The organism is Streptomyces sp. NPDC101393 (assembly GCF_044767385.1).
Taxonomy (GTDB): Bacteria; Actinomycetota; Actinomycetes; order Streptomycetales; family Streptomycetaceae; genus Streptomyces.
This window is the reverse complement of the sequence record NZ_JBIWNU010000003.1, coordinates 754,619-781,089: the sequence shown is the minus strand read 5'-3', so window position 1 is coordinate 781,089 and position 26,471 is coordinate 754,619. Positions and strand designations below refer to the sequence as shown.

The 26,471-nt window shown below is 71.3% G+C and carries 24 protein-coding genes; 10 read left to right on the top strand and 14 right to left on the bottom strand.

The genetic code is table 11. The features are described 5' to 3' along the window. The first annotated feature begins 80 nt into the window (after positions 1 to 80). Both ACIRQ7_RS13265 and ACIRQ7_RS13260 read left to right on the top strand, forming a co-directional pair. A complete protein-coding gene (locus ACIRQ7_RS13265) occupies positions 81 to 722 on the top strand; it encodes an MBL fold metallo-hydrolase (RefSeq protein WP_404262237.1) in 642 nt (213 codons plus the stop codon). A gap of 30 nt (positions 723 to 752) precedes the next feature. Beyond that, a complete protein-coding gene (locus ACIRQ7_RS13260; protein WP_404262236.1) occupies positions 753 to 1,532 on the top strand; it encodes an exodeoxyribonuclease III in 780 nt (259 codons plus the stop codon). Between the two features lie 211 nt (positions 1,533 to 1,743). Here the strand turns inward: ACIRQ7_RS13260 and ACIRQ7_RS13255 are convergent, their stop codons facing one another. Beyond that, positions 1,744 to 3,585, bottom strand: a complete 1,842-nt coding sequence (locus tag ACIRQ7_RS13255) for a GDSL-type esterase/lipase family protein (protein WP_404262234.1) — start codon at positions 3,583 to 3,585, stop codon at positions 1,744 to 1,746. Between the two features lie 250 nt (positions 3,586 to 3,835). Between ACIRQ7_RS13255 and ACIRQ7_RS13250 the strand changes: the two genes are divergently transcribed. From ACIRQ7_RS13250 to ACIRQ7_RS13230, 5 genes are all read left to right on the top strand, one after another. Further along, positions 3,836 to 4,276 (top strand): DUF6278 family protein, encoded by a 441-nt coding sequence (locus ACIRQ7_RS13250; RefSeq protein ID WP_404262232.1) that lies wholly within the window; start codon positions 3,836 to 3,838, stop codon positions 4,274 to 4,276. Between the two features lie 189 nt (positions 4,277 to 4,465). Next, positions 4,466 to 5,209, top strand: coding sequence for an amino acid ABC transporter ATP-binding protein (locus ACIRQ7_RS13245; RefSeq protein WP_403672461.1), 744 nt, complete (start codon positions 4,466 to 4,468; stop codon positions 5,207 to 5,209). A gap of 14 nt (positions 5,210 to 5,223) precedes the next feature. Then, positions 5,224 to 6,153: a glutamate ABC transporter substrate-binding protein gene (locus tag ACIRQ7_RS13240; RefSeq protein ID WP_404262231.1), complete on the top strand. Its 930-nt coding sequence runs from the start codon at positions 5,224 to 5,226 to the stop codon at positions 6,151 to 6,153. Between the two features lie 18 nt (positions 6,154 to 6,171). Beyond that, the gene (locus tag ACIRQ7_RS13235) at positions 6,172 to 6,816 is read left to right on the top strand and encodes an amino acid ABC transporter permease (RefSeq protein WP_404262229.1); all 645 of its coding nucleotides are present in this window, start codon (positions 6,172 to 6,174) and stop codon (positions 6,814 to 6,816) included. Beyond that, a complete protein-coding gene (locus tag ACIRQ7_RS13230; RefSeq protein WP_404262227.1) occupies positions 6,813 to 7,676 on the top strand; it encodes an amino acid ABC transporter permease in 864 nt (287 codons plus the stop codon). Before ACIRQ7_RS13235 ends, ACIRQ7_RS13230 begins: the two co-directional genes overlap by 4 nt. Positions 7,677 to 7,685: 9 nt before the next feature. Here ACIRQ7_RS13230 and ACIRQ7_RS13225 read toward each other — a convergent pair whose 3' ends face one another. The 5 genes from ACIRQ7_RS13225 to ACIRQ7_RS13205 all read right to left on the bottom strand — a co-directional run bounded on the left by ACIRQ7_RS13225 (position 7,686) and on the right by ACIRQ7_RS13205 (position 13,132). Beyond that, positions 7,686 to 8,138 (bottom strand): hypothetical protein, encoded by a 453-nt coding sequence (locus tag ACIRQ7_RS13225; protein ID WP_404262226.1) that lies wholly within the window; start codon positions 8,136 to 8,138, stop codon positions 7,686 to 7,688. Positions 8,139 to 8,235: 97 nt separating this feature from the next. After that, on the bottom strand, positions 8,236 to 9,828 hold the full coding sequence (locus ACIRQ7_RS13220; RefSeq protein ID WP_404262224.1) for an alpha/beta fold hydrolase: 1,593 nt from the start codon (positions 9,826 to 9,828) through the stop codon (positions 8,236 to 8,238). 302 nt (positions 9,829 to 10,130) lie between these two features. Then, positions 10,131 to 11,351 (bottom strand): globin domain-containing protein, encoded by a 1,221-nt coding sequence (locus ACIRQ7_RS13215; RefSeq protein WP_404262222.1) that lies wholly within the window; start codon positions 11,349 to 11,351, stop codon positions 10,131 to 10,133. A 168-nt stretch (positions 11,352 to 11,519) separates the two neighbouring features. Continuing rightward, entirely contained in the window at positions 11,520 to 11,978 is a 459-nt protein-coding gene (locus ACIRQ7_RS13210) for an RrF2 family transcriptional regulator (protein ID WP_404262221.1), read from the bottom strand. Between the two features lie 134 nt (positions 11,979 to 12,112). Then, positions 12,113 to 13,132 carry a glutathione S-transferase family protein gene (locus ACIRQ7_RS13205; RefSeq protein ID WP_404262219.1) on the bottom strand — a complete coding sequence of 340 codons (1,020 nt, stop codon included), beginning with the start codon at positions 13,130 to 13,132 and terminating at the stop codon, positions 12,113 to 12,115. A 374-nt stretch (positions 13,133 to 13,506) separates the two neighbouring features. On the opposite strand from ACIRQ7_RS13205, the gene ACIRQ7_RS13200 reads away from it, so the two are divergent. Beyond that, positions 13,507 to 14,517, top strand: a complete 1,011-nt coding sequence (locus ACIRQ7_RS13200; protein WP_404262218.1) for a hypothetical protein — start codon at positions 13,507 to 13,509, stop codon at positions 14,515 to 14,517. A gap of 177 nt (positions 14,518 to 14,694) precedes the next feature. Here the strand turns inward: ACIRQ7_RS13200 and ligD are convergent, their stop codons facing one another. From ligD to ACIRQ7_RS13185, 3 genes are all read right to left on the bottom strand, one after another. After that, positions 14,695 to 15,669, bottom strand: a complete 975-nt coding sequence (gene ligD, locus ACIRQ7_RS13195) for a non-homologous end-joining DNA ligase (RefSeq protein ID WP_404262216.1) — start codon at positions 15,667 to 15,669, stop codon at positions 14,695 to 14,697. A 90-nt stretch (positions 15,670 to 15,759) separates the two neighbouring features. Next, positions 15,760 to 18,108, bottom strand: coding sequence for an MMPL family transporter (locus tag ACIRQ7_RS13190; protein ID WP_404262215.1), 2,349 nt, complete (start codon positions 18,106 to 18,108; stop codon positions 15,760 to 15,762). A gap of 195 nt (positions 18,109 to 18,303) precedes the next feature. Continuing rightward, positions 18,304 to 18,966 (bottom strand): class I SAM-dependent methyltransferase, encoded by a 663-nt coding sequence (locus ACIRQ7_RS13185; protein ID WP_404262214.1) that lies wholly within the window; start codon positions 18,964 to 18,966, stop codon positions 18,304 to 18,306. A 192-nt stretch (positions 18,967 to 19,158) separates the two neighbouring features. Here ACIRQ7_RS13185 and ACIRQ7_RS13180 point away from each other — a divergent pair, with 192 nt between their 5' ends. After that, the gene (locus tag ACIRQ7_RS13180) at positions 19,159 to 19,896 is read left to right on the top strand and encodes an SDR family NAD(P)-dependent oxidoreductase (RefSeq protein ID WP_404262212.1); all 738 of its coding nucleotides are present in this window, start codon (positions 19,159 to 19,161) and stop codon (positions 19,894 to 19,896) included. 280 nt (positions 19,897 to 20,176) lie between these two features. Here the strand turns inward: ACIRQ7_RS13180 and ACIRQ7_RS13175 are convergent, their stop codons facing one another. From ACIRQ7_RS13175 to ACIRQ7_RS13155, 5 genes are all read right to left on the bottom strand, one after another. Then, the gene (locus ACIRQ7_RS13175; protein ID WP_404262210.1) at positions 20,177 to 21,004 is read right to left on the bottom strand and encodes an alpha/beta fold hydrolase; all 828 of its coding nucleotides are present in this window, start codon (positions 21,002 to 21,004) and stop codon (positions 20,177 to 20,179) included. 35 nt (positions 21,005 to 21,039) lie between these two features. Beyond that, a complete protein-coding gene (locus tag ACIRQ7_RS13170) occupies positions 21,040 to 21,876 on the bottom strand; it encodes a polysaccharide deacetylase family protein (RefSeq protein WP_404262208.1) in 837 nt (278 codons plus the stop codon). Positions 21,877 to 22,021: 145 nt separating this feature from the next. Then, positions 22,022 to 22,339 carry an STAS domain-containing protein gene (locus tag ACIRQ7_RS13165; RefSeq protein ID WP_404262206.1) on the bottom strand — a complete coding sequence of 106 codons (318 nt, stop codon included), beginning with the start codon at positions 22,337 to 22,339 and terminating at the stop codon, positions 22,022 to 22,024. Between the two features lie 155 nt (positions 22,340 to 22,494). Then, positions 22,495 to 23,592 carry a calcium:proton antiporter gene (locus ACIRQ7_RS13160; protein WP_404262204.1) on the bottom strand — a complete coding sequence of 366 codons (1,098 nt, stop codon included), beginning with the start codon at positions 23,590 to 23,592 and terminating at the stop codon, positions 22,495 to 22,497. Between the two features lie 46 nt (positions 23,593 to 23,638). Then, positions 23,639 to 24,382 carry a hypothetical protein gene (locus ACIRQ7_RS13155; RefSeq protein ID WP_401467418.1) on the bottom strand — a complete coding sequence of 248 codons (744 nt, stop codon included), beginning with the start codon at positions 24,380 to 24,382 and terminating at the stop codon, positions 23,639 to 23,641. 219 nt (positions 24,383 to 24,601) lie between these two features. Between ACIRQ7_RS13155 and ggt the strand changes: the two genes are divergently transcribed. Beyond that, the gene (gene ggt / locus ACIRQ7_RS13150; RefSeq protein ID WP_404262202.1) at positions 24,602 to 26,431 is read left to right on the top strand and encodes a gamma-glutamyltransferase; all 1,830 of its coding nucleotides are present in this window, start codon (positions 24,602 to 24,604) and stop codon (positions 26,429 to 26,431) included. Positions 26,432 to 26,471: the final 40 nt, after the last annotated feature.

The following is a 26,471-nucleotide window of genomic DNA, read 5'->3' as shown; positions in this document are numbered from 1 at the left end:
GCCGTCGCCCCCGTTGCCCGGTGCCAGGAACACCCGGCTGCGGGCCGCCTCGCGGCGCGCGGCGCGGCAAGATGGCAGGCATGGAACTCACGAAGAAGACCCATGCCTGCGTCCGGCTCGAAAAGGACGGGCAGACGCTTGTCATCGATCCCGGTGTCTTCAGCGAGGAGGACGCGGCGGTCGGCGCGGACGCGATCCTGGTCACCCATGAGCACATGGACCACTTCAACGAGGACCGGCTGCGGGCGGGCATGGAGGCCCATCGGGGTGCCGAGATCTGGACCCTGGCGAGCGTCGCCGACCAGCTCTCCGCGGCCTTCCCCGGCCGGGTGCACACCGTCGGCGAGGGGGACACCTTCACCGCGGCCGGCTTCGACGTCGAGGTGCACGGCCAGCTGCACGCCGTCATCCATCCCGACATCCCGCGCGTCACCAACGTCGGCTACCTGATCGACGGCGGGGCGGTGTTCCACCCCGGCGACGCGCTCACCGTCCCGGAGGGCCGCAGTGTCGAGACCCTGCTGCTGCCGGTCCACGCGCCGTGGAACAAGGTCGCCGAGATCATCGACTATGTGCGTGCGGTCGCGCCGGAGCAGGCCATCGACATCCACGACAGCCTGCTCCAGGACCACGCCCGGCCGATCTACGACACCATGATCGAAAGCCTGGGCGGAGCCGGTCACAGCCGCCTCACGCCGGGGGCGAGGACCGTCCTCGGCTGACTGTCAGTGCCTCGCTGTAGGTTTACGGACATGCGCATCGCGACCTGGAACGTCAACTCGATCACCGCCCGCCTCCCGAGGCTGCTGGCCTGGCTGGAGAGCACCGGCACCGACGTGCTGTGCATCCAGGAGACCAAGTGCTCGGCCGAGCAGTTCCCGCACGACGAGCTGCGGGAGCTGGGCTATGAAGCCGCCGTCAACGCCAACGGCAGGTGGAACGGCGTCGCCCTGCTGTCCAAGGTGGGCCTGGAGGACGTCGTGGCGGGCCTGCCCGGCGGGCCGGAGTACGACGGAGTGCAGGAGCCGCGCGCCCTCTCCGCGACCTGTGGCGCGGCCCGCGTCTGGTCGGTGTACGTCCCCAACGGCCGCGAGGTCGACCATGCGCACTACGCCTACAAGCTCGGCTGGTTCGAGGCACTGAAGGCGGCGGTGGCCGAGGACGCGAAGGGTGCGCGCCCCTTCGCCGTCCTCGGCGACTACAACGTCGCGCCCACCGACGAGGACGTCTGGGACCCGGCCGCCTTCGAGGGCGCCACCCATGTCACCCCCGCCGAGCGTGCGGCGCTGGCGGCGCTGCGCGACGCCGGCCTGACGGACGTCGTCCCCCGCCCCCTGAAGTACGACCACCCCTACACCTACTGGGACTACCGCCAGCTCGCCTTCCCCAAGAACCGCGGGATGCGCATCGACCTGGTCTACGGCAACGAACCGTTCGCCAAGGCCGTGTCGGACGCCTATGTCGACCGCGAGGAGCGCAAGGGCAAGGGCGCCTCCGACCATGCGCCGGTCGTGGTGGACCTGGACGTCTGACGCGCCGGTCGGGGGCCGGCTGAGGACCTCGGGGCGGCGTCCGGGGACCTCGGGCCGACATCCGAAGGACGTGGGGGCGTCCTTCGGAGCGGCCCGGTCTCAGGTTCCGCCCGGGTTCTCGGATTCCGGGCGGGTACCCGGCCGCCGGGCGGGTCTCCTGCCCCCGCCGCGGGCCCAGGCCCCGACCGCGAGCCCAGGCCCCGTCCCCGCTTCAGTCCCGGCCCGGCACCAGGCTGCGCAGGTCCACCGAGTCCGCGAGAGCCTTGAGGCCCGCGTCGCCGGGGTGGAGATGGTCGCCGCTGTCGTAGGCGGGCAGCATCCGCTGCGGCCGTTGCGGATCGCGTACCACCGCGTCGAAGTCCAGCGTCGCGTCGAAGGCGCCGCCGTTGTCGCGGATGAAGGCGTTCACCGCCTGCCGGCGGGCGTCGACGTCCGCGGTGCAGTCGCCGTAGCCCTCGCAGGGGGCGATGGTGGCCACCACGACCCGTAGCCCGCGCTCGTGGGCGCGGTGGGCGAGGGCCCGCAGCCCGGCGATGACCTCGTCCGCCGAAGTACCCCAGCGCACGTCGTTGATGCCCTCGAACACCACCACCGTCCGCGCCGAGGGCTGCGCCAGCACATCCCGCTCCAGCCGGTGCTGGGCGCTGACCCCGCCGGTGTCCGTGCTGACCCCGTCGCCCTGGTAGCGATCGGTGACGATGCGGTTCGCCGAGATGCCGTGATTGATGACGCCGTACCGGGGGAGCCGGTGCTGCGTCTGGAAGCGGCGGGCGAGCACATCGGGCCAGCGGCGGTTCGCGCCGCTCGTGGACTTCACCCCGTCGGTGATCGAATCGCCCAGCGCCACGACCGACCCCGGCCCGCCCTCGACGTCAACGCCCGTCAGGAACGGCCAGATCGTCATCGTCTCCGGGTAGGCCGCGCCCCCGCTGTCGCCCGTACGGTCCCCGCTGCCGGACGCGCTCACATACGAGCGCTGGGCCGCCTCCTGGTGGACGGGGGCGGCGGTGACCGTGCCGGGCAGATGGATGCTCACCAGCAGATTGGTGTCGGCCGGCACCGTGAGGTCCACCGGGTCGCTGAACGCCTCGGCGCCCGCCGGTATTCGGGTGCCCGCCCACCCCCGGTCGAAGGCCAGCGGCACCGGCGTGCCGTCCGCCGCGGCGCCCGCGCCCTGTATGGCGATGCTGGCCGCCCCGATGTCCACCGGCGTCGCGGCGAAGGTGTTCGCCAGCCGTATCCGGGCCCGCGGCCCGCCGGCGCCGGAGTGCACGACGAGCCGCAGCGTACGGTCCGTCCACGGCCCGACCGCCCGGTAGCCCGCCGTGCTCGCCGCCCAACTGCCGCTTCTGCCACGGCCGTTGTCCTTCACCGATACGGCGAACACATGCAGGGCGGCGGTGCCGTGCCGGGCGGGCAGTGCCACCGATGCCACCGCCCGCCCCGAGCGCAGCGGCACGGTCACCGCGTACAGCCGCGCCGGTCCGGCCGTCGGGCCGCCCGCCGTGTTGATGTGCGGCAGCGCCACGGCCTTGGTGCTCAGCGGACCCGACCGCCAGTCGGGGGCGTCGAGTTCGTAGCGGCTGTGCGAGCCGTCGCGGTAGCGGACCGTTCCGGTACCGGAGACGGGTGCGCCGTCCGCGCCGGTGCCGGCCACCAGGAAGGTGAGCGCGTCACCCCGGCCGCGCACCGTCACCCGCTGTCCGTCCGCCACCACGTTGTCGGGCGTGCCGCCCGCCGCCGCGCGCGGCCAGTCCAGCCGCGCCCCGTCAAGGGTGACGCCGTTGCCGGGGGTCCAGCCGGCGGCCGTCAGGTCCTGTGCGGACAGCGAGTTGCCCGCCCCGTCGAAGTCGGCGGCGCCGGAGGCGGAGTTGTCACTGACGGCGGTGTTGTCGAAGTGCCCCGCCAGGGACGACGGGCCGTGCGGGTGTGCCGGCGTGGTGGGTGCTCCTCGGGGTGCCGTTCCGGGTGTCGCGGCGACGGCGGTCGCGGCGGGCAGTGCGGTCGCCGCGAGCAGCAGCGTCAGGGCGGTGCCCCATAGTCGTGCGCGCATGTGTCCGGTCCCTCCAGATGACGTCAACGGGCAGGTGCTGTAGTGCGATCCGGCCGTTCCGGCGAGGGAGGTGGGGGCTCCTGCGGATCCAGCAGATCCGATCCGAGCGCCATGAAAGTAGGGAGGCCGGCAGGGGGCGTCAAGGTGACGAACGGGCCTACGTCCGGTCCGGTCGATCAGCGCCGGACAGCACCCCGGCGTGCCGCGCGCCTGTGGCCGGGGCCCCGGGACGGATGGGACCCTGCACACCATGAACATGTCTTTCCTGGACAAGTGGCGCAAGAGCCGGAACGCCCACCGATCCGTGCCGCTCGCGGAGTCGGTGCGGGCCGACCCCGGCAGCGTCATCGAGCTGCTGTCCGAGTGCGAGCTGCTGCGGGCCCAGGCGGCCGCGGCGGGTGTGGAACTGGACGACTCCGTACGGTCGTTGGAGGCGCTGGACCAGCTGCAGCCGGTGTGGCGCGACGATCCGGAGGTGGTGCCGTGGCTGGGCAATGACGCGGGCCTCTACCTCGGCACCGTCCTGGTGCGTACGGTGCGCGGGGCGGTCTGGCAGATGTGGCCGGACGGGCAGCCGGTGGTCCGCCTGCAGTCGGGGCGGGAGATCGATGTGGTCGGGGCGGGCCATGAGTGGGCCGATGTCGGGGTGCCCGAGCTGTCCCAGCTGTATGCCGAGGTCGCGGAGAGCTGACCGGCGCTCGGCTCCCGCACCGCTCCCGCCCGTGCGTCCGGTCGTCCACCGTGCCGCCGGAAGTTCATCCGTAGCCCTGGTTTATCGGCCCGCATCTGCGCATATGTGCGTGTCAGCAGGGAGACGCCCCATTCCGGCCGGTATGTTGCGGGCTCTCCGCTGTACGGATGAGAGTGGGCAGGTCTGCATATGGCCGGTGATGCGCTGATTGAACTGCGCGGGGTCAACAAGCACTACGGGAAACTGCATGTCCTCCAGGACATCGACCTCACCGTCGGCCGCGGGGAGGTGGTGGTGGTCATCGGGCCCTCCGGGTCCGGGAAGTCCACCCTCTGCCGGGCCATCAACCGCCTGGAGCCGATCGAGTCCGGCACCATCACCCTGGACGGCAAACCGCTGCCGGAGGAGGGCAAGGCCCTCGCCCAGCTGCGTGCCGAAGTCGGCATGGTCTTCCAGTCCTTCAACCTCTTCGCGCACAAGACCGTGCTCGCCAACGTGATGCTGGCGCCGATCAAGGTCCGCAAGAAGAAGAAGGAAGACGCCGCCCAGCGGGCCCGCGAACTCCTGGACCGGGTGGGACTCGCCTCGCAGGCCGACAAGTATCCGGCACAGCTCTCCGGCGGTCAGCAGCAGCGCGTCGCCATCGCCCGCGCCCTCGCCATGGACCCGCAGGCACTGCTCTTCGACGAGCCGACCTCGGCCCTCGACCCGGAAATGATCAACGAGGTGCTGGAGGTCATGCAGCAGCTCGCCCGGGAGGGCATGACGATGGTCGTCGTCACCCACGAGATGGGCTTCGCCCGCTCCGCGGCCAACCGCGTCGTGTTCATGGACGGTGGCCGGATCGTCGAGGACCGCACCCCCGAGGCCTTCTTCACCGCGCCGGAGAGCGACCGGGCCAAGGACTTCCTCTCCAAGATCCTCAAGCACTGAACGGGGGCGCTGCGATGCTGCACTTTCACTCCACGCGCCTGCGCCGCGCCCTCGCGGCCCTCGCGCTCACCGCGCTCGCGCTGGCGGCCGCCGGCTGCGGCAAGGACGGCAGTCCGCCGGTCAAGGGCCCCGAGGGCAGCGAACTGCCCCAGTACCCGGTCGCCAAGAACTTCCAGCTGCCCGACTCCCCGACGTGGGAGAAGGCCAAGCGCCGCGGCCATCTCGTCGTCGGCGCCAAGGAGGACCAGCCCTACCTCGGCGAGCGGGACCCGGCCTCCGGGCTCTACACCGGCTTCGACATCGAGATCGCCAAGATGATGTCCGCCGCGCTCGGATTCCCGCCCAGCACCATCCAGTTCAAGACCATCGCCTCCGCCAACCGCGAGACGTCCCTGCAGAACGGCCAGATCGACCTCTACGTCGGCACCTACACCATCAACGACATGCGCAAGAAGCTGGTGGGCTTCGCCGGCCCGTACTACCTGGCAGGCCAGGGGCTGCTGGTGCGCTCCGACGAGGACGACATCAAGGGGCCGCAGGACCTGGCCGGCAAGCGCGTCTGTTCGGCGGCGGGCTCGACCCCGGCCCAGCGCATCCAGGCCGACTACCCCAAGGCCGATCTGGTCACCTATGACACGTACTCGGTGTGCGTGGACAACCTGCTGACCTTCCAGGTCGACGCGGTCACCACCGACGACGCGATCCTGCTGGGCTACGCCGCGAAGGTGCCCGACGAGCTGAAGGTGGTCGGCAAGCCGTTCTCCGAGGAGCCGTACGGCATCGGCGTCCCCAGGGGGGACAACGCGCTGCGCTTCGCGCTCGACGACGCGCTCGTCAAGGACGAGAAGAACGGCGACTGGCGGAAGGCGTATGACGCGACTCTGGGCCTGTCCGGAGTCCCCGCACCGAAGCCGCCGCCGGTCGACCGCTACCCGGCGAGCTGAGGAGCTAGGACCTAACCGATGAATGTTCTCTTCGACAACTGGTCCCTCTACGGGGACGGCCTGCTCGGCACCGTCGAACTCACCGTCTACGGCTCGCTGCTCGCGCTGGTCCTCGGTTTCCTCATGGCGGCCTTCCGCGTCGCGCCGGTCGGTTCGCTGCGGGTCTTCGGCACGGTGTGGGTGACGGTGCTGCGCAACACCCCGCTGACCCTGCTGTTCTTCGCGGTGGTGCTGGGCCTGCCGCGCTTCGGTCTGGTGCTGCCCTTCAAGCTGTTCGCCGTGCTGGCGCTGGGCTGCTACACGTCGGCGTTCATCTGCGAGGCGGTGCGCTCCGGTATCAACACCGTGCCCGTCGGGCAGGGCGAGGCGTCGCGCAGTCTGGGCATGACCTTCCCGCAGACGCTCGGCGATGTGGTGCTGCCGCAGGCGTTCCGGTCGGTCATCCCGCCCATCGGCTCCACGCTGATCGCGCTCGCCAAGAACTCCGCGATCGCCGGTTCGTTCAGCGTCGTCGAACTCCTCGGCGTCTACAAGCCGCTCAACGAACTGGGCTACAGCATCATCTGGTCCTTCATCTGGATCGCCGTTGGCTATCTGATCGTGACCCTGACCATCAGCGCGCTGTTCAACGTGCTGGAGAAGCGCTTCGGAGTCGCCCGATGACCACCGCTCTGTACGACGTCCCGGGGCCGAAGACCAAGCGGCGGCACCTGTTCTACGGCATCGGCTCTACCGTGGTGATCCTGGCCCTGATCGGCTGGATCATCTATCTCCTCTTCGACACCGGCCAGTTCACCGCCCAGAAGTGGAGTCCCTTCGAGTACAAGGGAATTCAGGAGCTGCTGCTGCGGGGGCTGGGCAACACCCTCAAGGCGTTCGCCTACGCGGCGGTGCTGTCGCTGGCGCTGGGCGGGGTGCTCGCGGCCGGCCGGCTTTCCGAGTTCCGGCTGGTCCGCTGGGTGTGCACGCTGCTGGTGGAGTTCTTCCGCGCGATGCCCGTGCTGGTGATGATCTTCTTCATCTATGTGGCGCTGAAGGTCGAGCCGCTGCCCTCGCTGGTCGCCGGACTGACCCTGTACAACGGCTCGGTGCTCGCCGAGGTCTTCCGTACCGGCATCAAGTCCGTCGAGCGCGGGCAGGGGGAAGCGGCGTACTCGCTCGGTATGCGCAAGACGCAGGTGATGCGGCACGTGCTGGTGCCGCAGGCCCTGCGGGCGATGCTGCCGACGATCATCAGCCAGCTGGTGGTCGCGCTGAAGGACACCTCGCTCGGTTACCTGATCACCTACGAGGAGTTCCTGCACGCGGGCAAGCTGATCGCCTCCAACCTCGACTACGGCCTGCCGTTCATCCCCGTCGTCATGATCATCTCGCCGATCTACATCGGGATGTGCATGCTGCTGTCGTGGCTGGCCAACTGGGTCTCCAAGCGGCAGAAGCGCAACCCCAAGGTCGAGTCGGCGCGGGTGGGCGCCCCGGAGCCGGGCACGCTGCTGCCGGGTGCCGGCAAGCCCAAGGAGTAGCACCGCGGCTCAGCGGAGGGTGCGGGCCATCCAGGGGCTGAGCGCGCCGTGGGAGATCAGCTCCTTGTACGTCTCGTCGCCGGGCAGGGGCACGATCAGCCACTGGCCCGGCGGGAAGAGGCGGCCCTTCACATGGGCGAGACCGCCGTGGACGGAGCGCAGGAACGCCGGGACCGCGTCCCGGGGGACATCGGCGAACTCCACTCCGTCAACGGTGATCTTCGCGTCGTCCTCCGGGAAGAGCTGGACGGACACGGCGGGCGATCCGCCCAGTTCGAGGTAGGCCTCGTGCGGCAGTGAGCCGTCCGCGTCCAGGACCGTGAAGACCCTGGACGCGGTACGGCGGGAGGTCCGGTCCGCGCCGATGTCGTCCGTGACGGTCATCTCCAGGCGGTAGGCGTCCGCGATCTCGCGGATCGCGGTGACGGCGGCCTCGGTGGTCGGCAGATGCGGATGTCCCATCCGGTGATCATGCCGCACGGCTCACCGCACGGGCCATTTCGCCCCGGCCGGCCGGCTCGGCGGTGGGCCGCCGCCCGCCGCCACGCCCTGCCTCGTCTCAGTCGCGTACCGGCACCGACACGTAGGACGGGTCGCCCGCCGGTGAGGAGAACGTCAGCCGGGCGCCGTTCGGGTTGTGCTCGATGTAGAGCGGGTCGACGGTGTCGACGACCACGGCGAGCCGGTGTCCGGCGGGCACGTCGTACGCCGTCGAGAACAGGTCCAGGTCCACGCCGAAGGCCTGGCCCGGCGTCTTGTCGTGGAAGGTGAAGGGCGCGTGGGAGACCAACTTGCCCACGCCGAGCGGGCCGACGTCGTAGAGGTAGGCGACGGCGGTACCGCTCTCGGCGGTGCTGGTGAGGGTCGTGTGCAGCGTGGTGGTGCCACGGACCCGCTGGCCGCTCTCGTAGCGCTCGGACTGCCAGACGGCGGCGAGCGAGCGGGGCAGCAGCGGGATCGAGGCCATCGGGGGCAGCCGAAAGAACTGGTCCAGCATGCTGGAGAGGAAGATCAGCCCGCCGTTGGCACCGGAGTCGAGGTTGGTGGCGATGTCCTTGGTGCCGTTCAGCTCGATCCTGCGGTGTGCCGACGGCACCTCCTTCCAGCTCTTGTAGCCCTCGTACGCACCGGTGGAACGGGACTGGAGCTGCACCGGCGACTCACGGTTGATGCCGTTGTCGGCACCCTTGAGGTAGTGGTCGAACCACCGCTTGGTGCTGGTCCAGGTGTCGTTGGGCAGTCCGAACAGACCGGTGGCCTCGGCCGTCGCATGGTCGCCGGGGCGGAACTCCAGCCGCTTGGGCCCCTTGAGCTTCTCGTAGAAGTCGGCGTACTGGTTGGGCGGGAAGAGTGAGTCGCCCCAGGCGTTGCCGAGCATGATGGCGGCGCCATTGGCGTTGATCTTGTCAAGGTAGGTGGCGGGGGAGCGCTTCTTCCCCCACGCGATCATGTCCTTCTCCTTCGAGAGGTTCGATGCGAGGAAGTCCTTGAGGATCGTCTGGAGTTCGGGGCTCGGGCGCCCGGTGAGCGCTCCGGCGCCACCCAGCATCGCCGCCGCCTGGAGGTGCTGGGTGCGGCCGCTGTAAATGGAGCCGATGAGGTCGCCCCAGCCGCTGAGCGCCGCGACCGCCTTGATCCGCTTGTCGAACGCCGAGGCGAGCAGGCTGATTCCGGCGCCGTAGGAGACGCCGCCCATGCCGACCTTCTGCGGGTCGGCCGGGGTGTGCGCCAGCGCCCAGTCGATGACCTTGGACGCGTCGGCGATGTCCTCCGGGCCCGCCGTCTCGATCTGCCCGCCGGACTGCCAGAAGCCGCGCGAGTTGTATCCGACGACCACGTATCCCTCGTCGGCCAGCTTCTTGGCCTGCGCCATGTACTCGACCTGCGGCATCGCCCAGCTGGTGGGCAGCACGATGACCGGGTAGCGGCGGCTGCCGTCCGCGGCGGCCGGGGTGAAGACGTTCGCCTTGAGGGTGATGCCGCCGTCGCCCTTGATGTCGACGAACTTCACGGCGGGGGAGCCGGCGGAGGCGGCGGGCCGGGCCGGCGCCTCGGCGGAAGCGGTGGGTGCGCCGGTGAGGACCGTGGTGGCGAGGACCGCCGCCGAGACGGTGCCTGTCGCGGCTCGCAGAGTGGTGCGTGAGGGGGTCATCTTCTGCTCCAGATCTCGATGCGAGCCGTCGGACGCTGTACGAGGACAGGAGGGGCGTCCGGCAGCTCGAATTAACCGGAGAGTAAGGTCCGTCACTTACCTGAGGTAACCCATCGGTAGGTTACGGCTGAGTAACACGCTGAGGAAGCGTGAAGTCCGGTTCCGCTTACGTCAGTTCGTCCCGCGCACCCCGAGCCGCCGGGAGGTGCCGGCCGCCCCGGCCGGCCGGGGGCTGCCCGGTCGGGTGGCTTCCCTTGGGTGAACGGGTGGGTTCCGGGATTCCGCGGACGGCCGGAGCGGCCTCACATGCCCAGGTCCGGGCCGAACACCTCGTAGTGGATGGCGGCGGCGGCCACCCCGGAGGCCAGCAGCTGGGCGCGGACCGCCTTCATGAACGGCACCGGGCCGCAGAGGTATGCGGTGGTGCCGGCCGGGATCTCCGTCCGCGTCAGGTCCATCAGCCCTGAGTGCGGAGCAGCCGCGTCCGTGGGGGCGCCGTCCCGCGGTCCGTCGCCGCTGCCCGGCTCCTCGTACCAGACCTCACACGTGGCATCCGGCAGCTTGTCGATGAGCTGCCGCAGGTCGGTGCGGAAGGGGTGGGAGCGCGGTGCGCGGTCGGCGTGCGCGACGAGGACGCGGCGCGGGGAGCCGGTCATGGCCAGATGCGAGAGCATCCCGATCATCGGCGTACAGCCGATGCCCGCGGAGGCGAGCAGCAGCGGCCCCGTGCCGTCGTCCCACACCACTTCGCCGAACGGCGCGCTCACCCACAGCGTCCCGCCCTCGTGAACGTGCTCGTGCAGATGCGTGGAGACCTCACCCGCCGGATCGCCGGACGGTCCGCCGGACACCCGTTTGACGGAGAACTGCAGCCCGCCGTCCGGCCAGCCGGACAGGCTGTACTGGCGGATCTGCCGTGCGCCGTCCGGGAGAGGGACCTGTACGGAGAGGTACTGGCCCGGACGGGACGGCGGTACGGGCTCGCCGTCGTCCGGCCGCAGGACGAACGTCGCGACCTCGTCGGTCTCCTGGAAGCGAGAGGCCACCCGATACCGCCTCCACACCGCGCCGTCCGGCCCGCCGACCTGGGAGTGGAGGCGCTTCTCGATCGCTGTCAGCGCGTGCGCCATCAGCCAGTACACCTCGTCCCAGGCCTGGATGACGTCGTCGGTCGCGGCATCACCGAGCACCTCGGCGATGGCGGCGAAGAGGTGGCGGCGCACGACCGGGTACTGGTCCTCGCGTACGCCGAGCGAGGCGTGCTTGTGCGCGATCCGCGCGAGCATCGTGTCGGGCCGGCTCTCCGGATGCTCGATCAGATGGCGTGCGAAGGTGGCGATGGATCCGGCGAGGGCCTGCCGCTGACTGCCGTTGGCCTGATTGCCGCGGTTGAAGAGATCGCGCAGCAGCTCGGGGTGGGCCGCGAACAGCTTCTCGTAGAAGAGCGGTGTGATCTCACCGATCACGGCCGCGACGGCGGGAAGGGTGGCGCGGACGGTCTCGGCGGACTTCGGCGACAGCATCGGCAACTCCGGGTTCGGGAGGGGGCGAGGGGAGAGGGGGTGGAGGGGATCCTGGGAAGGTGAATGTGCATCTGAGATGCATATTTGGCGGGACGGTGAGATCAGGTGCGGGGAAGAGGGTGCGAAGAGGGGGTGGGGAGGGGCTGGAGGGGAGCGAGGGAGGCGGGGTCAGCTGTCCGCGGGGCGGGGGCTCAGGCTGAGCAGCAGGGGTCCGGTCGGCGTCTCGACCAGGTCATCGATCGACAGCGGGTCGAGCGAGGCGAAGAACGCCTCCTGTGCCGCATGCAGGGCGCCGCGCAGACGGCAGCCGCCGCGCAGTGGGCACGGCGGGTCGTCCTCGCAGCCCACGACGTCGCCGACGCCTTCCAGTTCGCGTACGAGCCGGCCCAGCGAGCCGGTGCGCCCGGCGGTGGTCAGCGTCAGCCCGCCGCCGCGTCCGCGCCGCGCCTCGACGGCTCCCAGGTGCTGGAGTCTGCTCACGACCTTGGCGGCATGGGTGTACGGGACCTCGACGGCGCTCGCCACCTCGCGGGTGGTCGGGGCGTCGCCGGAGCCGCTCGCGTCGTCCAGTACGGCCAGGCGCATGGCGATGCGCAGGGCGATATCGGTGCTCTTGGTCAGTCGCACGCCACCACCGTACAGAAGTGGTATTCGGGATGCTGATTTGGGGGCCCCGGGGCGTGGGCGCAGGTCCGGCGCTTGCCCATCGGGTTCCGCGCTCGCCCCTCAGGACCCCGAAGGCCCTTGCGGCCGGGGCCCGTTCAGGGATGATGCGACGCCGGAACCTCCTCGGCCGCCGGTACCGGGCCCGGCGGGGTGCCGTCGCCGAAGGGCCGGCCTCCCAGCTCCTCGCGGTAGTGCGGGGTCAGCCAGCCGCCGAGTTCCGGGCCGATCGGGACGATGCCGGTCGGATTCACGCCGGTGTGCACCCGGTAGTAGTGCTCCTTGATGTGACGGAAGTCCACCGTGTCGCCGAAGCCGGGCGTCTGGTAGAGGTCCTTGGCGTACGCCCACAGCACCGGATCCTCGGCCAGCTTGAACAGGTTGCACTTGAAGTGCCCGTGGTAGACGGCGTCGAAGCGCACCAGCGTGGTGAACAGCCGGATGTCGGCCTCGGTGAGGGTGTCTCCCACCAGGTACCGGCGGTGGGCCAGCCGGTCGGACAGCAGCTCCAGCCGGTGGAACACCGCGCGGCAGGCCTCCTCGTACTCGCTCTGTCCGGTGGCGAAACCGGCCCGGTACACACCGTTGTTGACGTCCCGGTAGACGCCCGCCATGACGTCGTCGATCTCCTCGCGCAGCGCCTCGGGGTAGAGGTCCGGGGCGCCGGGGCGCTGAAGTGCGGTCCACTCGGTGGCGAGGTCCAGGGTGAGTTGCTGGTAGTCGTTGGTGACGAGCTTCCCGCTGGGCACATCGACGACCGCGGGCACGCTGACACCGCCGGGGTAGCCCTGCTCACGTGCGTCGTAGGCTTCGCTCAGGAAACGGATGCCGAGCACGGGGTCGCGGTCGCCCGGGTCCAGGGTGAAGCGCCAGCTGCGGTCATCCTGGATCGGGTCGGTGACGGCGAGCGACAGGGCATCCTCCAGGCCGAGCAGGCGCCGGGAGATGAGCGCGCGGCTCGCCCAGGGGCAGGCGCGGCTGGCCACCAGGCGGTAGCGGCCGGCCTCGACCGGCCAGCCGTCGCGGCCATCGGCCGTGATGCGGTCGGCGAAGTGGCTCCTGGACCGCTTGAACGGCTTGCGGCCGTACTCGGAGTTGCCGTCGGTGGACTGGATCATGACCGGTTCCCTTTCCGTGCTGCCGTGCTGCTGCGCTGCCCCGCTTCGCTCCTGCTTTCACCCCTGCTTTCGCCCCTGCTTTCGCTCCTGCGTCCGCTCCTGCTTCCCTCCCGCGCTCGTGTGCCGGGGGTGTCCTTGTACGAGCCTTCCCGGGACGGCGCGGGAATCCCATGGCGTCAGCCGTCCGGCGCGACCGAGGGGTTGCCGGGTGCACCCGAAATATCCTGGGATAGCCCGGAATCACGTTATCGGGATTCGCGGAGCGGCGCCGGACGGAGGCTTCCGTGAACGGCGCACGTCGGATATCCGAATTTTTGCGAAGCGAAGAAACGAGCGCGGGGTGGTGACGTCCGGAGCTGCTCTACAATCGCCCGATGATCAAAAGAATATTCGGCGCGGCCATTGTGGGCGCCGCGCTCATCGTCCCCGCGGCGACCGCCCAGGCCGGAATTCCGGCATCCGGAATTCCGTCGTTTTCGGATTCCTCGGACACGACTGTCGCGAGCGGCCGGGGAAGCGCCCCGGACAAGGCCGCGCGGGCGGCCGACGGCTGGCAGCGGGTGGGCGACGGCATCACCTCGGGCCTCAGCGGGATCGTCGTCGACGGCCGGGACGGCGCCGCGGTGGACACGCTCGCCGTACGCGACAACAAGAACGCCGGTGAGAACCGCCTGGTCGCCGTGCGGTACAGCCCGGACGCCGCGCCGCAGGCGCACCCGTTGACCTGGAGCGGCGAGCAGCCCGTGGACCTGGAGGCGATCGACGCCGTACCCGGCAAGGACGGGCAATACGACGGGCAATACGTTGCCCTGTCGAGCAGCGGGACGGGCTACCGTATCCAGCGGTCCGGGGACACCGTGCGCGTGCTGCACGAATTCCGTTTGCCCGGCGTTTCCTCCGACGGCAAGGACGCCAACTACGAGGGATTCGCGCTGACCTCGAAGAACGGTGAAGTCACCGCCGTCTGGGCGGACCGTGGCGAGGGCGACCGGCCCGCGAAACTGTCGGCCGCGCAATGGAATCCGAAGACGAATGAATTCGGCAAGCGCGATTCCGCGGAATTCAGCGTCCCCTACCCGGCCGAGGACGTGCGGCACATCTCCGATGTGAAGATCTCCGCCTCCGGCGCGCTGATCGTCTCCTCCGCCTCCGACCCGGGCGACGACGGCCCGTTCGACTCCGCGCTCTACGCCGCCGGCAGCGTTTCCGCCGACGGCGAGGCGGCCGAGCTGGACGTGTCCGACTCCCCGCAGCGGCTCGGCACCTTCACCGGGCACAAGATCGAGGCGCTCGCCTGCCTGCCGGACTCCGACAAGGGGATCCTGGGCACGGACGACGAGAACGACGGCGGCTCCGTCACCTCGGCGGCGTTCTGCCGCCCGTGACGAGGCGTCTGTGACACGGCCAGGTGTGACGCGGCCACGTGTGACGCGGCCACGTGTGACGCGGCCACGTGTGACGCGGCCACGTGTGACACCACACCCGTGACACCACGAGCGTGACGCAAGGAGCGTGACGGCGGGCCGCCCGGTGCGCCCCGCCGTCACGTCACCCCTCGCGGGTCATCCCAGATGCGTCAGATCGGGTCGTAGCCGGTGCCAGATCGGGTGCCGCAGCCGGCCGGCCGACGTCCAGCCGGAGAGCGTGATCTCGGCGACGAGGCGTGGCTCGGTCCAGTGATGCGGTCCGGGGGTCTCGACAGGGTTGGTGAAGGGGGACCGCGGGCGCCGGATGACCCCGAGGTACTGGGCGAGCTCGTGCCGTTCGCGGTCGGAGAGCCCCGAACCCACCGAGCCGACGTACCGCAGTCCCGCCGGCTCCTGCACCCCGACCAGGACCGCGCCGGGGAGCCCCGCCAGGCTGCCGCGTCCTTCCGTCCAGCCGCCGATGATCACGTCGAGGGTCAGCAGATGCTTCGTCTTGCGCCACTCGGGTGACCTGGCCCCCGGTGTGTACGGGGACATCAGCCGCTTCGCCACCACCCCCTCCGCGCCGCCCTGCAACGACGCCTCCCACGCCTGCTGCCCGCGGCCCTCCAGATACGTGGGCACCGACCAGTTGGGGCCGCGCAGCCGGAGGCCCGCCAGGAGGGACCGGCGCTCGTGGTACGGCGTGTGGAGCAGCGACCGGCCCGCGTACATGACGTCGAAGAGCACGAGGTGTACCGGGTATTCCATCGCCAGCCGGGCCGTACGCCGGGGATTGACGACACCCATCCGGCGTTGCAGCAGCCCGAAGTCGGGCCGCCCCCGCGCGTCCAGGACCACGACCTCCCCGTCGAGCACCGCGGGCCGGCCACGCAGCTGCTCCCCGAGGGGCGCCAGCTCCGGGTAGGTGGTCGTCGCGTCATTGCCCGCCCGGGTGACCAGCCGGACCGTGCCGTCGCCGGTGGTGTTGACGATGCAGCGCGCACCGTCCCATTTGGCCTCGAACGCCCAGTCCGCGTCCGCGCCCTCGGCGGGCAGCGGGCCGATCGTGGCCAGCATCGGCCGGATCACGGGATAGGAGGCGGAGCCACCCTCGGCGGTCGGAGCCATGCTTCGATGATCGGCGGAGGTGCGGGGGCGCGCAGATCGGCGGCGGGCCGACCGCACCGTTCAGGACGTGCGTGCGCGGCCGCCGGGCCGTCATCCGCCCCGCTTTCGTTCCCCTCCACGGGGCCCGGACGACGCCGCCGCCCGCGGGTCCTCCCCCTCCGTGCTCACGTGCGGCAGGATCCGGTCCAGCCACCGCGGGGTCCACCACGCGGCCGGGCCGAGCAGTGTCATCACCGCGGGGACCAGCAGCAACCGGACCACGGTGGCGTCGATGAGGACGCTCACGGCGAGGCCGAGGCCCAGCATCTTCACCACGATGTTGTCGCTGATGATGAACGCGGCGAAGACGCTCACCATGATCAGCGCGGCGCAGGTGATGACCCGGGCGGTGATCTCCAGGGCGTGCGCCACGCCGGCCTTCGCGTCGGCGGTCCGCAGCCACGCCTCGTGCACCCGCGACAGCAGGAAGATCTCGTAGTCCATGCTCAGCCCGAAGACGATCGCGAACATCATCATCGGCACATAGCTCTCGATCGGTACCTTCCCCGAAACCCCCAGTGCCGGACCGCCCCAGCCCCACTGGAAGACCGCCACCACCACCCCGTAGGAGGCGGCGATCGACAGGACGTTGAGCACGGCCGCCTTCAGCGCGACCAGCAACCCGCGGAAGACGATCAGGATGATCAGGAAGGCGAGGGCCACCACGACGGCGATGATCAGCGGCAGCCGCTCGGCGACGATGTCCAGGAAGTCGACCTGGGCCGCGGTCGTGCCCGTCACATAGCCGTGCGCCTCGGTGCCCCGTACGGCTTGCGGCAGGATGTCGTCGACCAGGCGATTGGTCAGATCCGTGGTGTCCGCGTTCTGCGGGGCCTGCGTGGAGTACGCGGTCCCGGTCAGCACATCGCCGTCCGAGGTGGCCTTGAGCGGGGTGATGGTGGCCGCCCCGGGCACCTGGGTGAGCGCCTTCCCGGCCTGCGAAGCCAGCGCCGAACGGTCCGCCTGCGGGACCGCGGACTGGTCGATGACCAGCGTCAACGGCCCGTTCGAGCCGGGGCCGAACGCCGAGGACATCAGGTCGAAGGCCCGCCGGTCGGTGAACGACTTCGGGTCGGCGCCGTCGCCGATGTGCCCGAGCTGGATCGAGAAGACCGGTACGGCCAGGACGGCCACCACGATCACCCCGCCCGCCAGGAACCACCACGGCCGGCGCTCCACCCGCTGCGCGTACCGGTGCCAGGTCCCGTGCGCGACCGCGTCCTTCCCGTCCGCACCTGCGCCTGCGCCGGCGTCCGCACCGGCGCCCGTCCCGGCGTCCGACTCCGCGATCGGCTTGCGCACCCGGAAGCGGTCCATCCGGCGCCCGATCAGCCCCAGCAGCGCGGGCACCAGGGTGAGCGCGCCCAGCACCGCGGAGACGACCGTGACGGCGGCCGCCACCCCCAGCTTGGCGATGAAGCTGACGCCCGAGACCGACAGCCCGGTCAGCGCGATGATGACCGTGCAGCCGGACACCAGCACGGCCCGGCCGCTGGTGGACACCGCCAGGCCCGCCGCGGTCACCGGGTCCCGGCCGTCCATGAGGTTCTGCCGGTGCCGGGTGATCAGGAACAGCGCGTAGTCGATACCGACACCGAGGCCGATCATCGTGGCGAGGGTGGGGGAGACGGTGGCGAAGGTGAACGCCGCGGCCAGCAGGCCCAGCGCCCCGAGCCCGCAGATCACCCCGATCAGCGCCGTCACCAGGGGTACACCCGCGGCCAGCACACTGCCGAAGCCGGCCAGCAGCACCACGATCGCGACCCCGAAGCCGATCAGCTCACTGACCTTGTCGTTGGCCTTCGGGCGGGCCAGCTCACCCAGCGGACCGCCGTACTCGACGTCCACACCCGCGGAGCGCAGCGGCTGGACGGCCCGGTCCACACCGGTCAGATAGCCGGAACCCAGGGTCGAGGGCTGCACGCTGAAGCGCACGGTGATGTAGCCCGTGTGCCCGTCGGTGGACAGCGGACCGACATCCGGCGTTCCGGCCGGCGGCTTCGGCGCGGACGCGCCGGGCGGTGGCAGCGGGCTCTGCGCGGACAGCACCTCCGGCAGCTTCTCCAGGGAGGTGACGGTGCTGTTGATCTGGCCGGCGAATCCCGTCAGCGGCTTCGCGGCATCATGCAGCACCACCGTGGAGCTGTAGCCGCCCGCCTTCGGCTCGTGCTTCTTGAGCACATCGCTGCCCAGCTGCGACTGGCTGCCGGGGAGGGTGAAGTTGTCGGAGTAGCCGCCGCCGTACGTGCGCTGGAGGAACTGCAGGCCGGCCAGGGCGACCAGCCACAGCACGATGACGATCACGAAGTGGCGCGCGCACCATTCGCCGAGCCGTCGCAGTGCGCCTTTGGGCCCGGGGCCGGTCGCGCCGGAGGCCTGCGGGGTCTTCGGCAACGACATGCGTGCTCCCGCCATTCGTCCGGCGCACATCCCGCCGCCGAGGTCTGATGGCCCTTTCGCGCCGCCCCCCGGATGGGGGCGGCGCGGCAGAGCGCATGGAACAGTCAGCATTCAAATGCCGTTTGCCCGCGACGGCACGCCCACTGAGGGAGACGGGTGGTGTGCGGGCGTGGCGGCGGGCAGCGCGGGGGCGCGTCAGACAGCGCGCTCCCCGGCGTGGCGGACGTCCTCGTTGCGGAACACCAGCAGATAGCGCCAGAAGAGCAGCCTGCGCACCGTGCATCCGGGAAGCAGCACGGCGGCCTGCCGCCGGATCTCGGCCAACGGCACCGTCGGCGCCTCGACGGGCGGCTTCATCGGGGGCGCCGGCACTCCCCGGCCCGTGGCGCGCCGCAGCCCCTCCGCGAGGGCCAGGGCGAGCCGGACGCCCGCGTTCACCGGCACGGCGGCCAGGCTCCACACCAGGTCGGCCGGCGACCGCTCCGCATAGCAGCCGAGAATCACCAGCACCCCACCGGGCGCGAGCGCCGCGCGCAGCGCACCGACCGTCCCGAACGGCAGGTGGTGGAGGCTCGCGAGGGCGGAGACGAGGTCGTAGTGCCCGGCGGGCAGGTCGAGTTCGGTGACGTCCGCCTGCTCGAACCGCGGGCCGCCGGCCTCCTGGGCCCCCGCCGACGCGGCCCGCGCCGCCTCGATGACCGCCGCCGACCGATCGACGGCATGCACCGCGATCCCCAGCCGGGCCAGCCGCCGGGCGAACCGCCCGGTCCCGCATCCCACATCGAGCGCAGTACGGCACCGGCGCGGCACCTGGCGCAACACCAGCCGGTGGTAGTGATCGTTGTGGTCAAAGGGCATGCCCGGACTCCCCTTCCGGCAGCAGCACGATCCGCGGAGCGGGCACCACCCTCTCACCAGGCTTCCGCTACGGGGCCGTTTCCTGGCCAAGGGGGGCTGACTACGATTCCCTATGATCATTTGTGGCCGGTGCCGAGGTAAGGGTCTGCGCATGAACTGCCGTTGTTCGACTGTCGGTCCGGAGTGTGCACGGTGAGCCGGGCGGTGCTGGTGACCGGGGCCTCGCGGGGGATCGGCCGGGCGGTCGCTGAGATGTTCGCCGCGCACGGTGACCGGGTGGCGTTGCACTACGCGTCGCGGCGGGAGGCGGCAGCGGAGGCGTTCGCGGCGCTGGAGGGCAGCGGGCATGTCCTGGTGCAGGGGGATGTGGCCACGCCGGACGGCGCGGCGGCGCTCGTCGGGGCGGCCGTCGAGGGGCTCGGTGGCATCGATGTGCTGGTCAACAACGCCGCGGCGAATGCGGCACACCCGCTGGACCGCACCTCGTTCGAGGACTGGCAGGACGCCTGGCGGCAGATCGTGGACGTGAACCTGCTGGGGGCCGCGCATGTCAGCTACTGCGCGGCGCGGAACATGATCGACCGCGGGGTCCAGGGCCGGATCGTGAACATCGGGTCGCGCGGCGCGTTCCGTGGTGAACCGGACCACCCCGCCTACGGGGCGTCCAAGGCGGCGCTGCACGCGATGGGCCAGTCGCTGGCCGTCCATCTGGCGCCGTACGGGATCTCCGTCGCCTCGGTCGCGCCCGGATTCGTCGCGACGGAGCGGGTGGCGGACCGGATCACGGACGAGGTCAGGGAGCAGAGTCCGTTCGGCCGGGTCGCGGTGCCGCAGGACGTGGCGGCGGCCGTCCACCATTTGGCCTCACCGGAGGCGGTCTGGTCGTCGGGCGCGGTGCTGGACGTCAACGGGGCATCTCACCTGCGGTGACGCCGGGCAGCGGCGCGCCGGTGGGGCGCCGGAGGCGGGTGGTGCCGGTGAAGTGGAAAGCCCCGGCCGAACGGGGGAATCCGGCCGGGGCTGGTCATGGGGTGCGGGTGGTGACCGCGGAGGCTCGCCCGGAGGTGGCCTGCCGTACGGCTGCGGACCGGGGCCCGGTGAGGGCGGTGCGCTCCGTGGATGCCGTGGCGGCACCCGCTTCCAAATTGAACGATAAACCATTGAGTGGCGTGCCCGCGAACGGGGTGGCGGTTGTCACCCCGGGACCGGGTCAGCCGTGCACCGCCGGCAGGAATTCCTCCAGCATCGGCAGCAGGAAACCGGGGCGCTGGACGAGCTCCATGTGGGTGGTGCCGGGCAGCACCGCCAGCTGCGCCACCGGAATGAGCCGGTGCAGCTCCGCCGCGTGCTCCAGCCGGACGAAGTCGTTGTCCCCGACGACGATCAGGGTGGGCGCCGCCACCGCTCGCAGGGTGTCGTCGGACCAGCCCTGGAACGACCCGACCATGGTGTTCACCTTCGCCAGGAACGCGTCGAAGTGCCCGGGGTCGGGGGCGACGTCGGCGTACGTCTCCTGCATCCGGCGGAAATCGGCCTCGGTCGGCAGGCGCCCCTCGGTGTCCGGCAGCTCCGGGTCCCGGATTTCGGGGTGGTAGCCGTCGGGCCGGAAATGGGTGGCCGCGAGCACCAGCCGGCCGACCCGGTCCGGCGCGTCGATCGCCGTCTGCAGGGCCGTCAGGCCGCCGAGGCTGAAGCCGAAGAAGTCCGCGCGTTCGACGCCGAGACGGTCGAGCAGCCCGATGACGTCGTCGGCGAGGTCCGGCAGTGCGAGCGGCCGGTCGATGTCGGCGGTACGGCCGTGCCCCTGCAGCTCGGTGGCGATGATCCGCCGGTGAGCGGCGAGCGGCGGCAGCAGCTGCCCGAACGACATCTCGATGGTCAGCACCCCGCCGTGCAGCAGCACCAGCGGGCGCCCGGTGTCCTCCCCCAGATCCGGCCGGTCCGGCCCACCGTGCACCTCGTAGTACATCCGCAGGCCGTTGACCTCGGCGTATCCGGTGGCCGATGGCCGGCTGCCGGGCTGTGTCGCATCGCTCATCGCGGGCTCCGGGGGGTGAGGGACGTGGCGGAAGGTCAGTACTGGATGCGGACCGGTGTGTAGCCGCGGTCCAGGAGCCGCGGCAGATACCACTCCAGCGCCTCGACGGTCTGTGTGCGAGCGCCGCCGCCGTCGTGCGAGAGCACGATCGCGCCCGGCGCCGTCTCGTCCATGATCGTGGACGCGATGCGCTCGGCCCCCGGGCAGGTCCAGTCCTGAGAGTCGACGGACCAGCCGACCGGCGACATCCCCAGCTTGTTGCAGATGCGCAGCGAGTCCTGGTCCCAGTCGCCGTACGGGGCGCGGGCCAGGGTCGGGGCGGCGCCCAGGGTGTCCTCGACCAGGCTGCTGGTGCGGCCCAGCTCGCTGCGCACCCTGCCCGGTGCCAGCTTGGTGAGCTGTGGATGCGTCCAGGAGTGGTTGGCCACGACGTGTCCCTCACCCGCGATGGTGTGCAGCAGGTCGGGGAACTCGACGGCGCATTCCCCGACGACGAAGAAGGTGGCCTGGACGCGGTGCCGGCGCAGTACCCGCAGCACCTCCGGGGTGTAGCGGGGATCGGGACCGTCGTCGAAGGTCAGCGCGATCTCGCGGGTGTGGGTGGGCAGCTCGAAGGCGACGTCGGCATGCCGTGGCGAGGCGCCCGGCCCCGACATCGAGGTCTCGCCGGCCATCGGGCGCAGCCGGTAGGCGTCGGGGCCGCCCGCCTGGGCGGCGTGGCCGGGCGGCGGTGGGGGCCCGCCCGCCCCCGGTTTCGGTGACTGCGGTGCCCCCTTGTGCTCCATCGATCCATCAGGGGTGTCCGCGTCCAGGGAGGTCAGTACGTGGCCGGCGGCGAGCACGCCCACCGCGATGCCGGCCTGGAGGAACATCCGTCGCTTCGTTGTGTGTTTATCGGATTCCACCCCCCTGTGCTCTCACGTGGCCCGGCTTCCGTGGTGCAGCGACACCGCGGGCGGCGGGTTCCGTACCCGTTCGGCCCCGGGTCGGCGCCCGGTCCCTGGGGGCTGCCCGTGCTCAGGCCTCGTCCGGTGAGCTGACCTGCGTGAACAGGTTCGCTACGCCGGTTTGGGCCAGCAGGCGGCGCAGGCGCTGGTCGGTGATGACGAGGGTGACGCCGCCGCCGGTGCGCGGCAGCCGCCGGGCGGTCCGGATCAGCGGCTCCAGGCCGCTGGTGTCCATGAAGGTCACCTCGCGCAGGTCGACCAGCACCCGGTGGTGGCTCGCGGTGGCGGCGGTCAGGAGTGCGGAGGCGTACGGCGCGGTGAGAATGTCCTGCTCGCCGTCCAGCGCGACGTGGGCCCGGTCGCCGCGGGTCGCGGGGAGGGTGGTCATGGGAATCTCCTTCCGGTCCGGTCTGCGCTCCGCGAGGAGCGGTGGTGGGTTCGCCACCCTAAAGAAGCCGCGCGCCCCATTGAAGAGCAATCGCCCAAAAAGAGACATACGCGATATTTTCCGGGCGAGGCGGGCGGATACGACCGATCGTGCGGTCAGGGGCTGATCGCGAGCACCAGATACGCGGCCAGCAGCGCGAGGTGGACACCGCCCTGCAGCGGCGTGGCACGCCCCGGGATCACCGTCAGGGTCCCGACGATCACCGTCAGTGCGAGCAGCACCATATGGCTGGCGCCCAGCCCCAGGATCAGCGGCCCCTCCAGCCAGACCGACGCCACCGCGACCGCCGGGATCGTGAGGCCGATGCTGGCCATCGCCGAGCCGAGGCCGAGATTGAGGCTCGTCTGCACCCGGTCGCGGTACGCCGCGCGGGCCGCGGCGATGGTCTCCGGCAGCAGCACCAGCAGCGCGATCACCACACCGACGACCGAGGACGGCAGGCCCGCCGCGGCCACCCCCGACTCGATCGTCGGGGACACCGCCTTCGCCAGCCCGACCACCGCGATCAGGGCCAGCGCGAGCAGCCCGAGGCTGATCAGCGCCGTCCGCGCCGTCGGCGGATGGAGATGCTCCTCGTCGATCACCTCGCCCGACGATGTCACCGGCAGGAAGTAGTCACGGTGCCGGACCGTCTGGGTGGTGACGAACATGCCGTACAACCCCAGCGCCGCCACCGAGGCGAAGACCAGCTGTGGCGTCGAGAACTGCGGCCCCGGCGTACTGGTGGTGAACGTCGGCAGCACCAGGCTGAGACCGGCGACCGTCGCGACCGTGGCCAGCGCCGCTCCGGTGCCCTCGGCGTTGAACACCGCCACCTTGCGTTTGAGGGCGCCGACCAGCAGACAGAGACCGACGATGCCGTTGCAGGTGATCATCAGGGCGGCGAAGACGGTGTCCCGGGCGAGTGCCGCGCTCTTGTCGCCGCCGTCGGCCATCAGGGTGACGATCAGCGCCACCTCGATGATCGTCACCGCGACCGCCAGCACGAGCGACCCGAAGGGTTCGCCCACCCGGTGCGCGATCACCTCGGCGTGGTGCACCGCGGCCAGTACCGCGCCCGCCAGGAAGCACGACACCAGCGCGACCATGAAGACCGACAGCGACCGCCCCCACGTCAGGGCCAGCAGGACGACCGCCAGGACCGGCAGCGCACCGGTCCAGTGCGGGACCCTGGAGCGGAGACGGGCGATCATGCCCTTGAGCTTCGCAGATCCCCCCGGCGCCTGCCCGCCGAGCGCGTCAGGCCGCCGCCCGGCGCCCCTTCGTCTCGCCCGGCGTCAGCGCCGCCTTGGTGACATCCGCGACCAGCTCGACGACATCGGGCCCGTACGCCTGCGAGTTGACCACCTTCAGCAGCAGGCAGAACTGGCCGTCCGCGCCGTGCTTGCGGGCCAGCCGCGCCCGGTTGCGCACGAGATGGCGGACCGCGGCCCGGTGGGTGACCGGACGCTGGCCGGCCGCCAGGAACACCGGGCGGTCGCCCTCACCGGCGGTCAGCCGGGCCAGCAGCACGTACTCGACGGCCCCGGGCTCCATCCGGTACGCCGTACCGCCGATCGTGAACGTGCCACGTCCGGCACCGGACTCCTCGCCCGGATGCACCGCCACGCCCGGCAGCAGATTGGCCAGATGCGCCGCCAGCCGGCGATGCGCCGTCGGGTCGCCGACACAGAACTCGGTGCGTGCGCCGAAGCCCTGCAGGCCGGTGTCGTGCGGGGCGATCTCCGGGTGCGCACGGCAGTTCTCGACCACCGCGGCGAGCCCGAGCAGTGCCAGCGCGTCATGGCGCGGGATGCTCCAGTGGGCGGAGGTGCTGTCCCGGTGGGTGACCAGGACACACTCCGAACCGTCCGGCAGCCCGAAGAAGCTCTGTTCCCGTGTCAGCTTCCGGCGGGCCGCCGTCGATTGCACGGCCCACCCGGCCGCGAGACCCAGGAGGAGGGCCACGGCCGCCACGGTCAGGAGGAGCAGGGTGTCGTCCATGGCGGGGGAGCGTAGCGGCTGTCCGGGTGTGTGTTCGAGGCCGGGGCGGGCGGCTGGGGTGGGTTGTCCCGGTCCGTACGGGCATACGCGGTCCGTACCGGCATACCTGATCCGTCCGGACACCGCCGCGGAGTTTGCCGCTGCGCCCTCTGTCCTCCCGGCGCGGGCCCGAGTTACGCTCCGGCCTCTGCCGCCGCACGCCCTCGGAGGTTCCCCGGTATGCCGAACGCCCGACGCCTCACCGTCCTGGGAGCGGCCGCCGCGCTGGCCGGCTCCCTGGTGGCGGTCCCGGCCGCAGCCCAGTCCTCGCCCGCGCGCACCGGCCCCGCGCACCAGGGCGGCCCCGCCGCCACCCCGGCGAAGACCCCGGTGGCCGTCGGCTCCGGCGGCGCGGTGTCCAGCGTCGACCCCAACGCCTCGGCCGCCGGTATCGAGGTGCTCAGGAAGGGCGGCAACGCCGTGGACGCGGCGGTCGCCACCGCTGCCGCCCTCGGCGTCACCGAGCCCTACTCGGCGGGCGTCGGAGGCGGCGGCTACTTCGTTTCCTACGACGCCAAGTCCCGCACCGTACGCACCCTCGACGGCCGGGAGACCGCCCCGCGCTCCGCGGGCAAGGACCTCTTCCTGGAGAACGGCAAGCCGATACCGTTCGACGACGCCGTCACCAGCGGGCTGGGCGTCGGCACCCCGGGGACCCCTGCCACCTGGGACACCGCCCTCGACAAATGGGGCAGCCGGTCCCTGGCCCAGGTCCTGCGCCCCGCGCGGAAACTTGCCGAGGACGGCTTCACGGTCGACAAGACCTTCCGGCAGCAGACCGCCGACAACGAGGCGCGCTTCCGGGACTTCCCCGCGACCGCCGACCTGTTCCTGCCCGGCGGCGAACTCCCCGCGGTCGGCTCGACGATGAAGAACCCCGATCTGGCGCGGACCTACGGCGAGTTGGGGAAGAAGGGCGTCGGCGCGCTCTACGACGGAAAGCTGGGCAGGGACATCGTCCGTACCGTCCAGCGGCCGCCGGTCCGTTCCGGCGCCGACCGCAAGGTGCGCCCCGGCACACTGAGCGCCCGCGACCTGCGGACCTATGAGGCGCTGAGCCAGGCCCCGACCCGCACCTCCTACCGCGGCCTCGACGTCTACGGCATCGGCCCCTCCTCCTCCGGTGGCACCAGCGTCGCCGAGGCCCTCAACATCCTGGAGAAGAGCGACGTCTCCCGCCTGACCGAGAAGCAGTATCTGCACCGCTACATCGAGGCGAGCCGGATCGCGTTCGCCGACCGCGGCCGCTGGGTCGGCGACCCGGCACAGGAGGACGTCCCCACCCAGGGCCTCACCGCACAGCGTTTCGCCGACGCGCGGGAGTGCCTGATCCACGACGACAAGGCGCTGACCAGCCCGCTCGCGCCGGGCGACCCCCGCAACCCCGAGCGCTGCGCCACCGTCGGCAAGGCCTCCCCGACCACATACGAGGGGGAGAACACCACCCACCTCACGGCCGCCGACAAGTGGGGCAACGTCGTCGCCTACACCCTCACCATCGAGCAGACCGGCGGCAGCGGCATCGTGGTACCGCACCGCGGCTTCCTGCTGAACAACGAACTCACCGACTTCTCCTTCACGCCCGTCACCCCCGGCGTCCACGACCCCAACCTGCCGGGCCCCGGCAAGCGTCCGCGCTCCTCCATCTCACCGACGATCGTGCTGAAGCACGGCAGGCCCGTCGTCGCGCTCGGCTCGCCGGGCGGCGCGACCATCATCACCACCGTGCTGCAGACCCTCGTCAACCACCTGGACCGCGGAATGCCGCTGGTCGACGCCATCGCCGCACCGCGCGCCAGCCAGCGCAACGCGGCGGCGACCGAACTCGAACCCGGCCTGTGGAAGAGCCCCGTGCGCGGCCAACTGGAGGCGATCGGCCACACGTTCAAGCAGAACCCGGAGATCGGCGCGGCCACCGGCATCCAGCGGCTGCCCGGCGGACGCTGGCTGGCCGCGGCCGAAACGGAACGCCGCGGCGGCGGTTCGGCGATGGTCGTCCGCAAGGGATGAGAGCGGCGGCACCGGGCGGCGGCTCTACGCCGTCCGTATG

Excerpts from the sequence above, each read along its gene's own strand:
- ligD (WP_404262216.1), bottom strand. The coding sequence starts at position 15,669 with ATGGCTCCGACCGCCGAGGGTGGCTCCGCCTCCTATCCCGTGATCCGG.
- ggt (WP_404262202.1), top strand. The coding sequence starts at position 24,602 with ATGCCGAACGCCCGACGCCTCACCGTCCTGGGAGCGGCCGCCGCGCTG.
- ACIRQ7_RS13265 (WP_404262237.1), top strand. The coding sequence starts at position 81 with ATGGAACTCACGAAGAAGACCCATGCCTGCGTCCGGCTCGAAAAGGAC.
- ACIRQ7_RS13175 (WP_404262210.1), bottom strand. The coding sequence starts at position 21,004 with ATGAGCGATGCGACACAGCCCGGCAGCCGGCCATCGGCCACCGGATAC.
- ACIRQ7_RS13255 (WP_404262234.1), bottom strand. The coding sequence starts at position 3,585 with ATGCGCGCACGACTATGGGGCACCGCCCTGACGCTGCTGCTCGCGGCG.
- ACIRQ7_RS13155 (WP_401467418.1), bottom strand. The coding sequence starts at position 24,382 with ATGGACGACACCCTGCTCCTCCTGACCGTGGCGGCCGTGGCCCTCCTC.
- ACIRQ7_RS13190 (WP_404262215.1), bottom strand. The coding sequence starts at position 18,108 with ATGTCGTTGCCGAAGACCCCGCAGGCCTCCGGCGCGACCGGCCCCGGG.
- ACIRQ7_RS13160 (WP_404262204.1), bottom strand. The coding sequence starts at position 23,592 with ATGATCGCCCGTCTCCGCTCCAGGGTCCCGCACTGGACCGGTGCGCTG.
- ACIRQ7_RS13245 (WP_403672461.1), top strand. The coding sequence starts at position 4,466 with ATGGCCGGTGATGCGCTGATTGAACTGCGCGGGGTCAACAAGCACTAC.
- ACIRQ7_RS13240 (WP_404262231.1), top strand. The coding sequence starts at position 5,224 with ATGCTGCACTTTCACTCCACGCGCCTGCGCCGCGCCCTCGCGGCCCTC.
- ACIRQ7_RS13165 (WP_404262206.1), bottom strand. The coding sequence starts at position 22,339 with ATGACCACCCTCCCCGCGACCCGCGGCGACCGGGCCCACGTCGCGCTG.
- ACIRQ7_RS13200 (WP_404262218.1), top strand. The coding sequence starts at position 13,507 with ATGATCAAAAGAATATTCGGCGCGGCCATTGTGGGCGCCGCGCTCATC.
- ACIRQ7_RS13215 (WP_404262222.1), bottom strand. The coding sequence starts at position 11,351 with ATGCTGTCGCCGAAGTCCGCCGAGACCGTCCGCGCCACCCTTCCCGCC.
- ACIRQ7_RS13260 (WP_404262236.1), top strand. The coding sequence starts at position 753 with ATGCGCATCGCGACCTGGAACGTCAACTCGATCACCGCCCGCCTCCCG.
- ACIRQ7_RS13170 (WP_404262208.1), bottom strand. The coding sequence starts at position 21,876 with ATGTTCCTCCAGGCCGGCATCGCGGTGGGCGTGCTCGCCGCCGGCCAC.
- ACIRQ7_RS13230 (WP_404262227.1), top strand. The coding sequence starts at position 6,813 with ATGACCACCGCTCTGTACGACGTCCCGGGGCCGAAGACCAAGCGGCGG.
- ACIRQ7_RS13205 (WP_404262219.1), bottom strand. The coding sequence starts at position 13,132 with ATGATCCAGTCCACCGACGGCAACTCCGAGTACGGCCGCAAGCCGTTC.
- ACIRQ7_RS13220 (WP_404262224.1), bottom strand. The coding sequence starts at position 9,828 with ATGACCCCCTCACGCACCACTCTGCGAGCCGCGACAGGCACCGTCTCG.
- ACIRQ7_RS13185 (WP_404262214.1), bottom strand. The coding sequence starts at position 18,966 with ATGCCCTTTGACCACAACGATCACTACCACCGGCTGGTGTTGCGCCAG.
- ACIRQ7_RS13250 (WP_404262232.1), top strand. The coding sequence starts at position 3,836 with ATGAACATGTCTTTCCTGGACAAGTGGCGCAAGAGCCGGAACGCCCAC.
- ACIRQ7_RS13225 (WP_404262226.1), bottom strand. The coding sequence starts at position 8,138 with ATGGGACATCCGCATCTGCCGACCACCGAGGCCGCCGTCACCGCGATC.
- ACIRQ7_RS13235 (WP_404262229.1), top strand. The coding sequence starts at position 6,172 with ATGAATGTTCTCTTCGACAACTGGTCCCTCTACGGGGACGGCCTGCTC.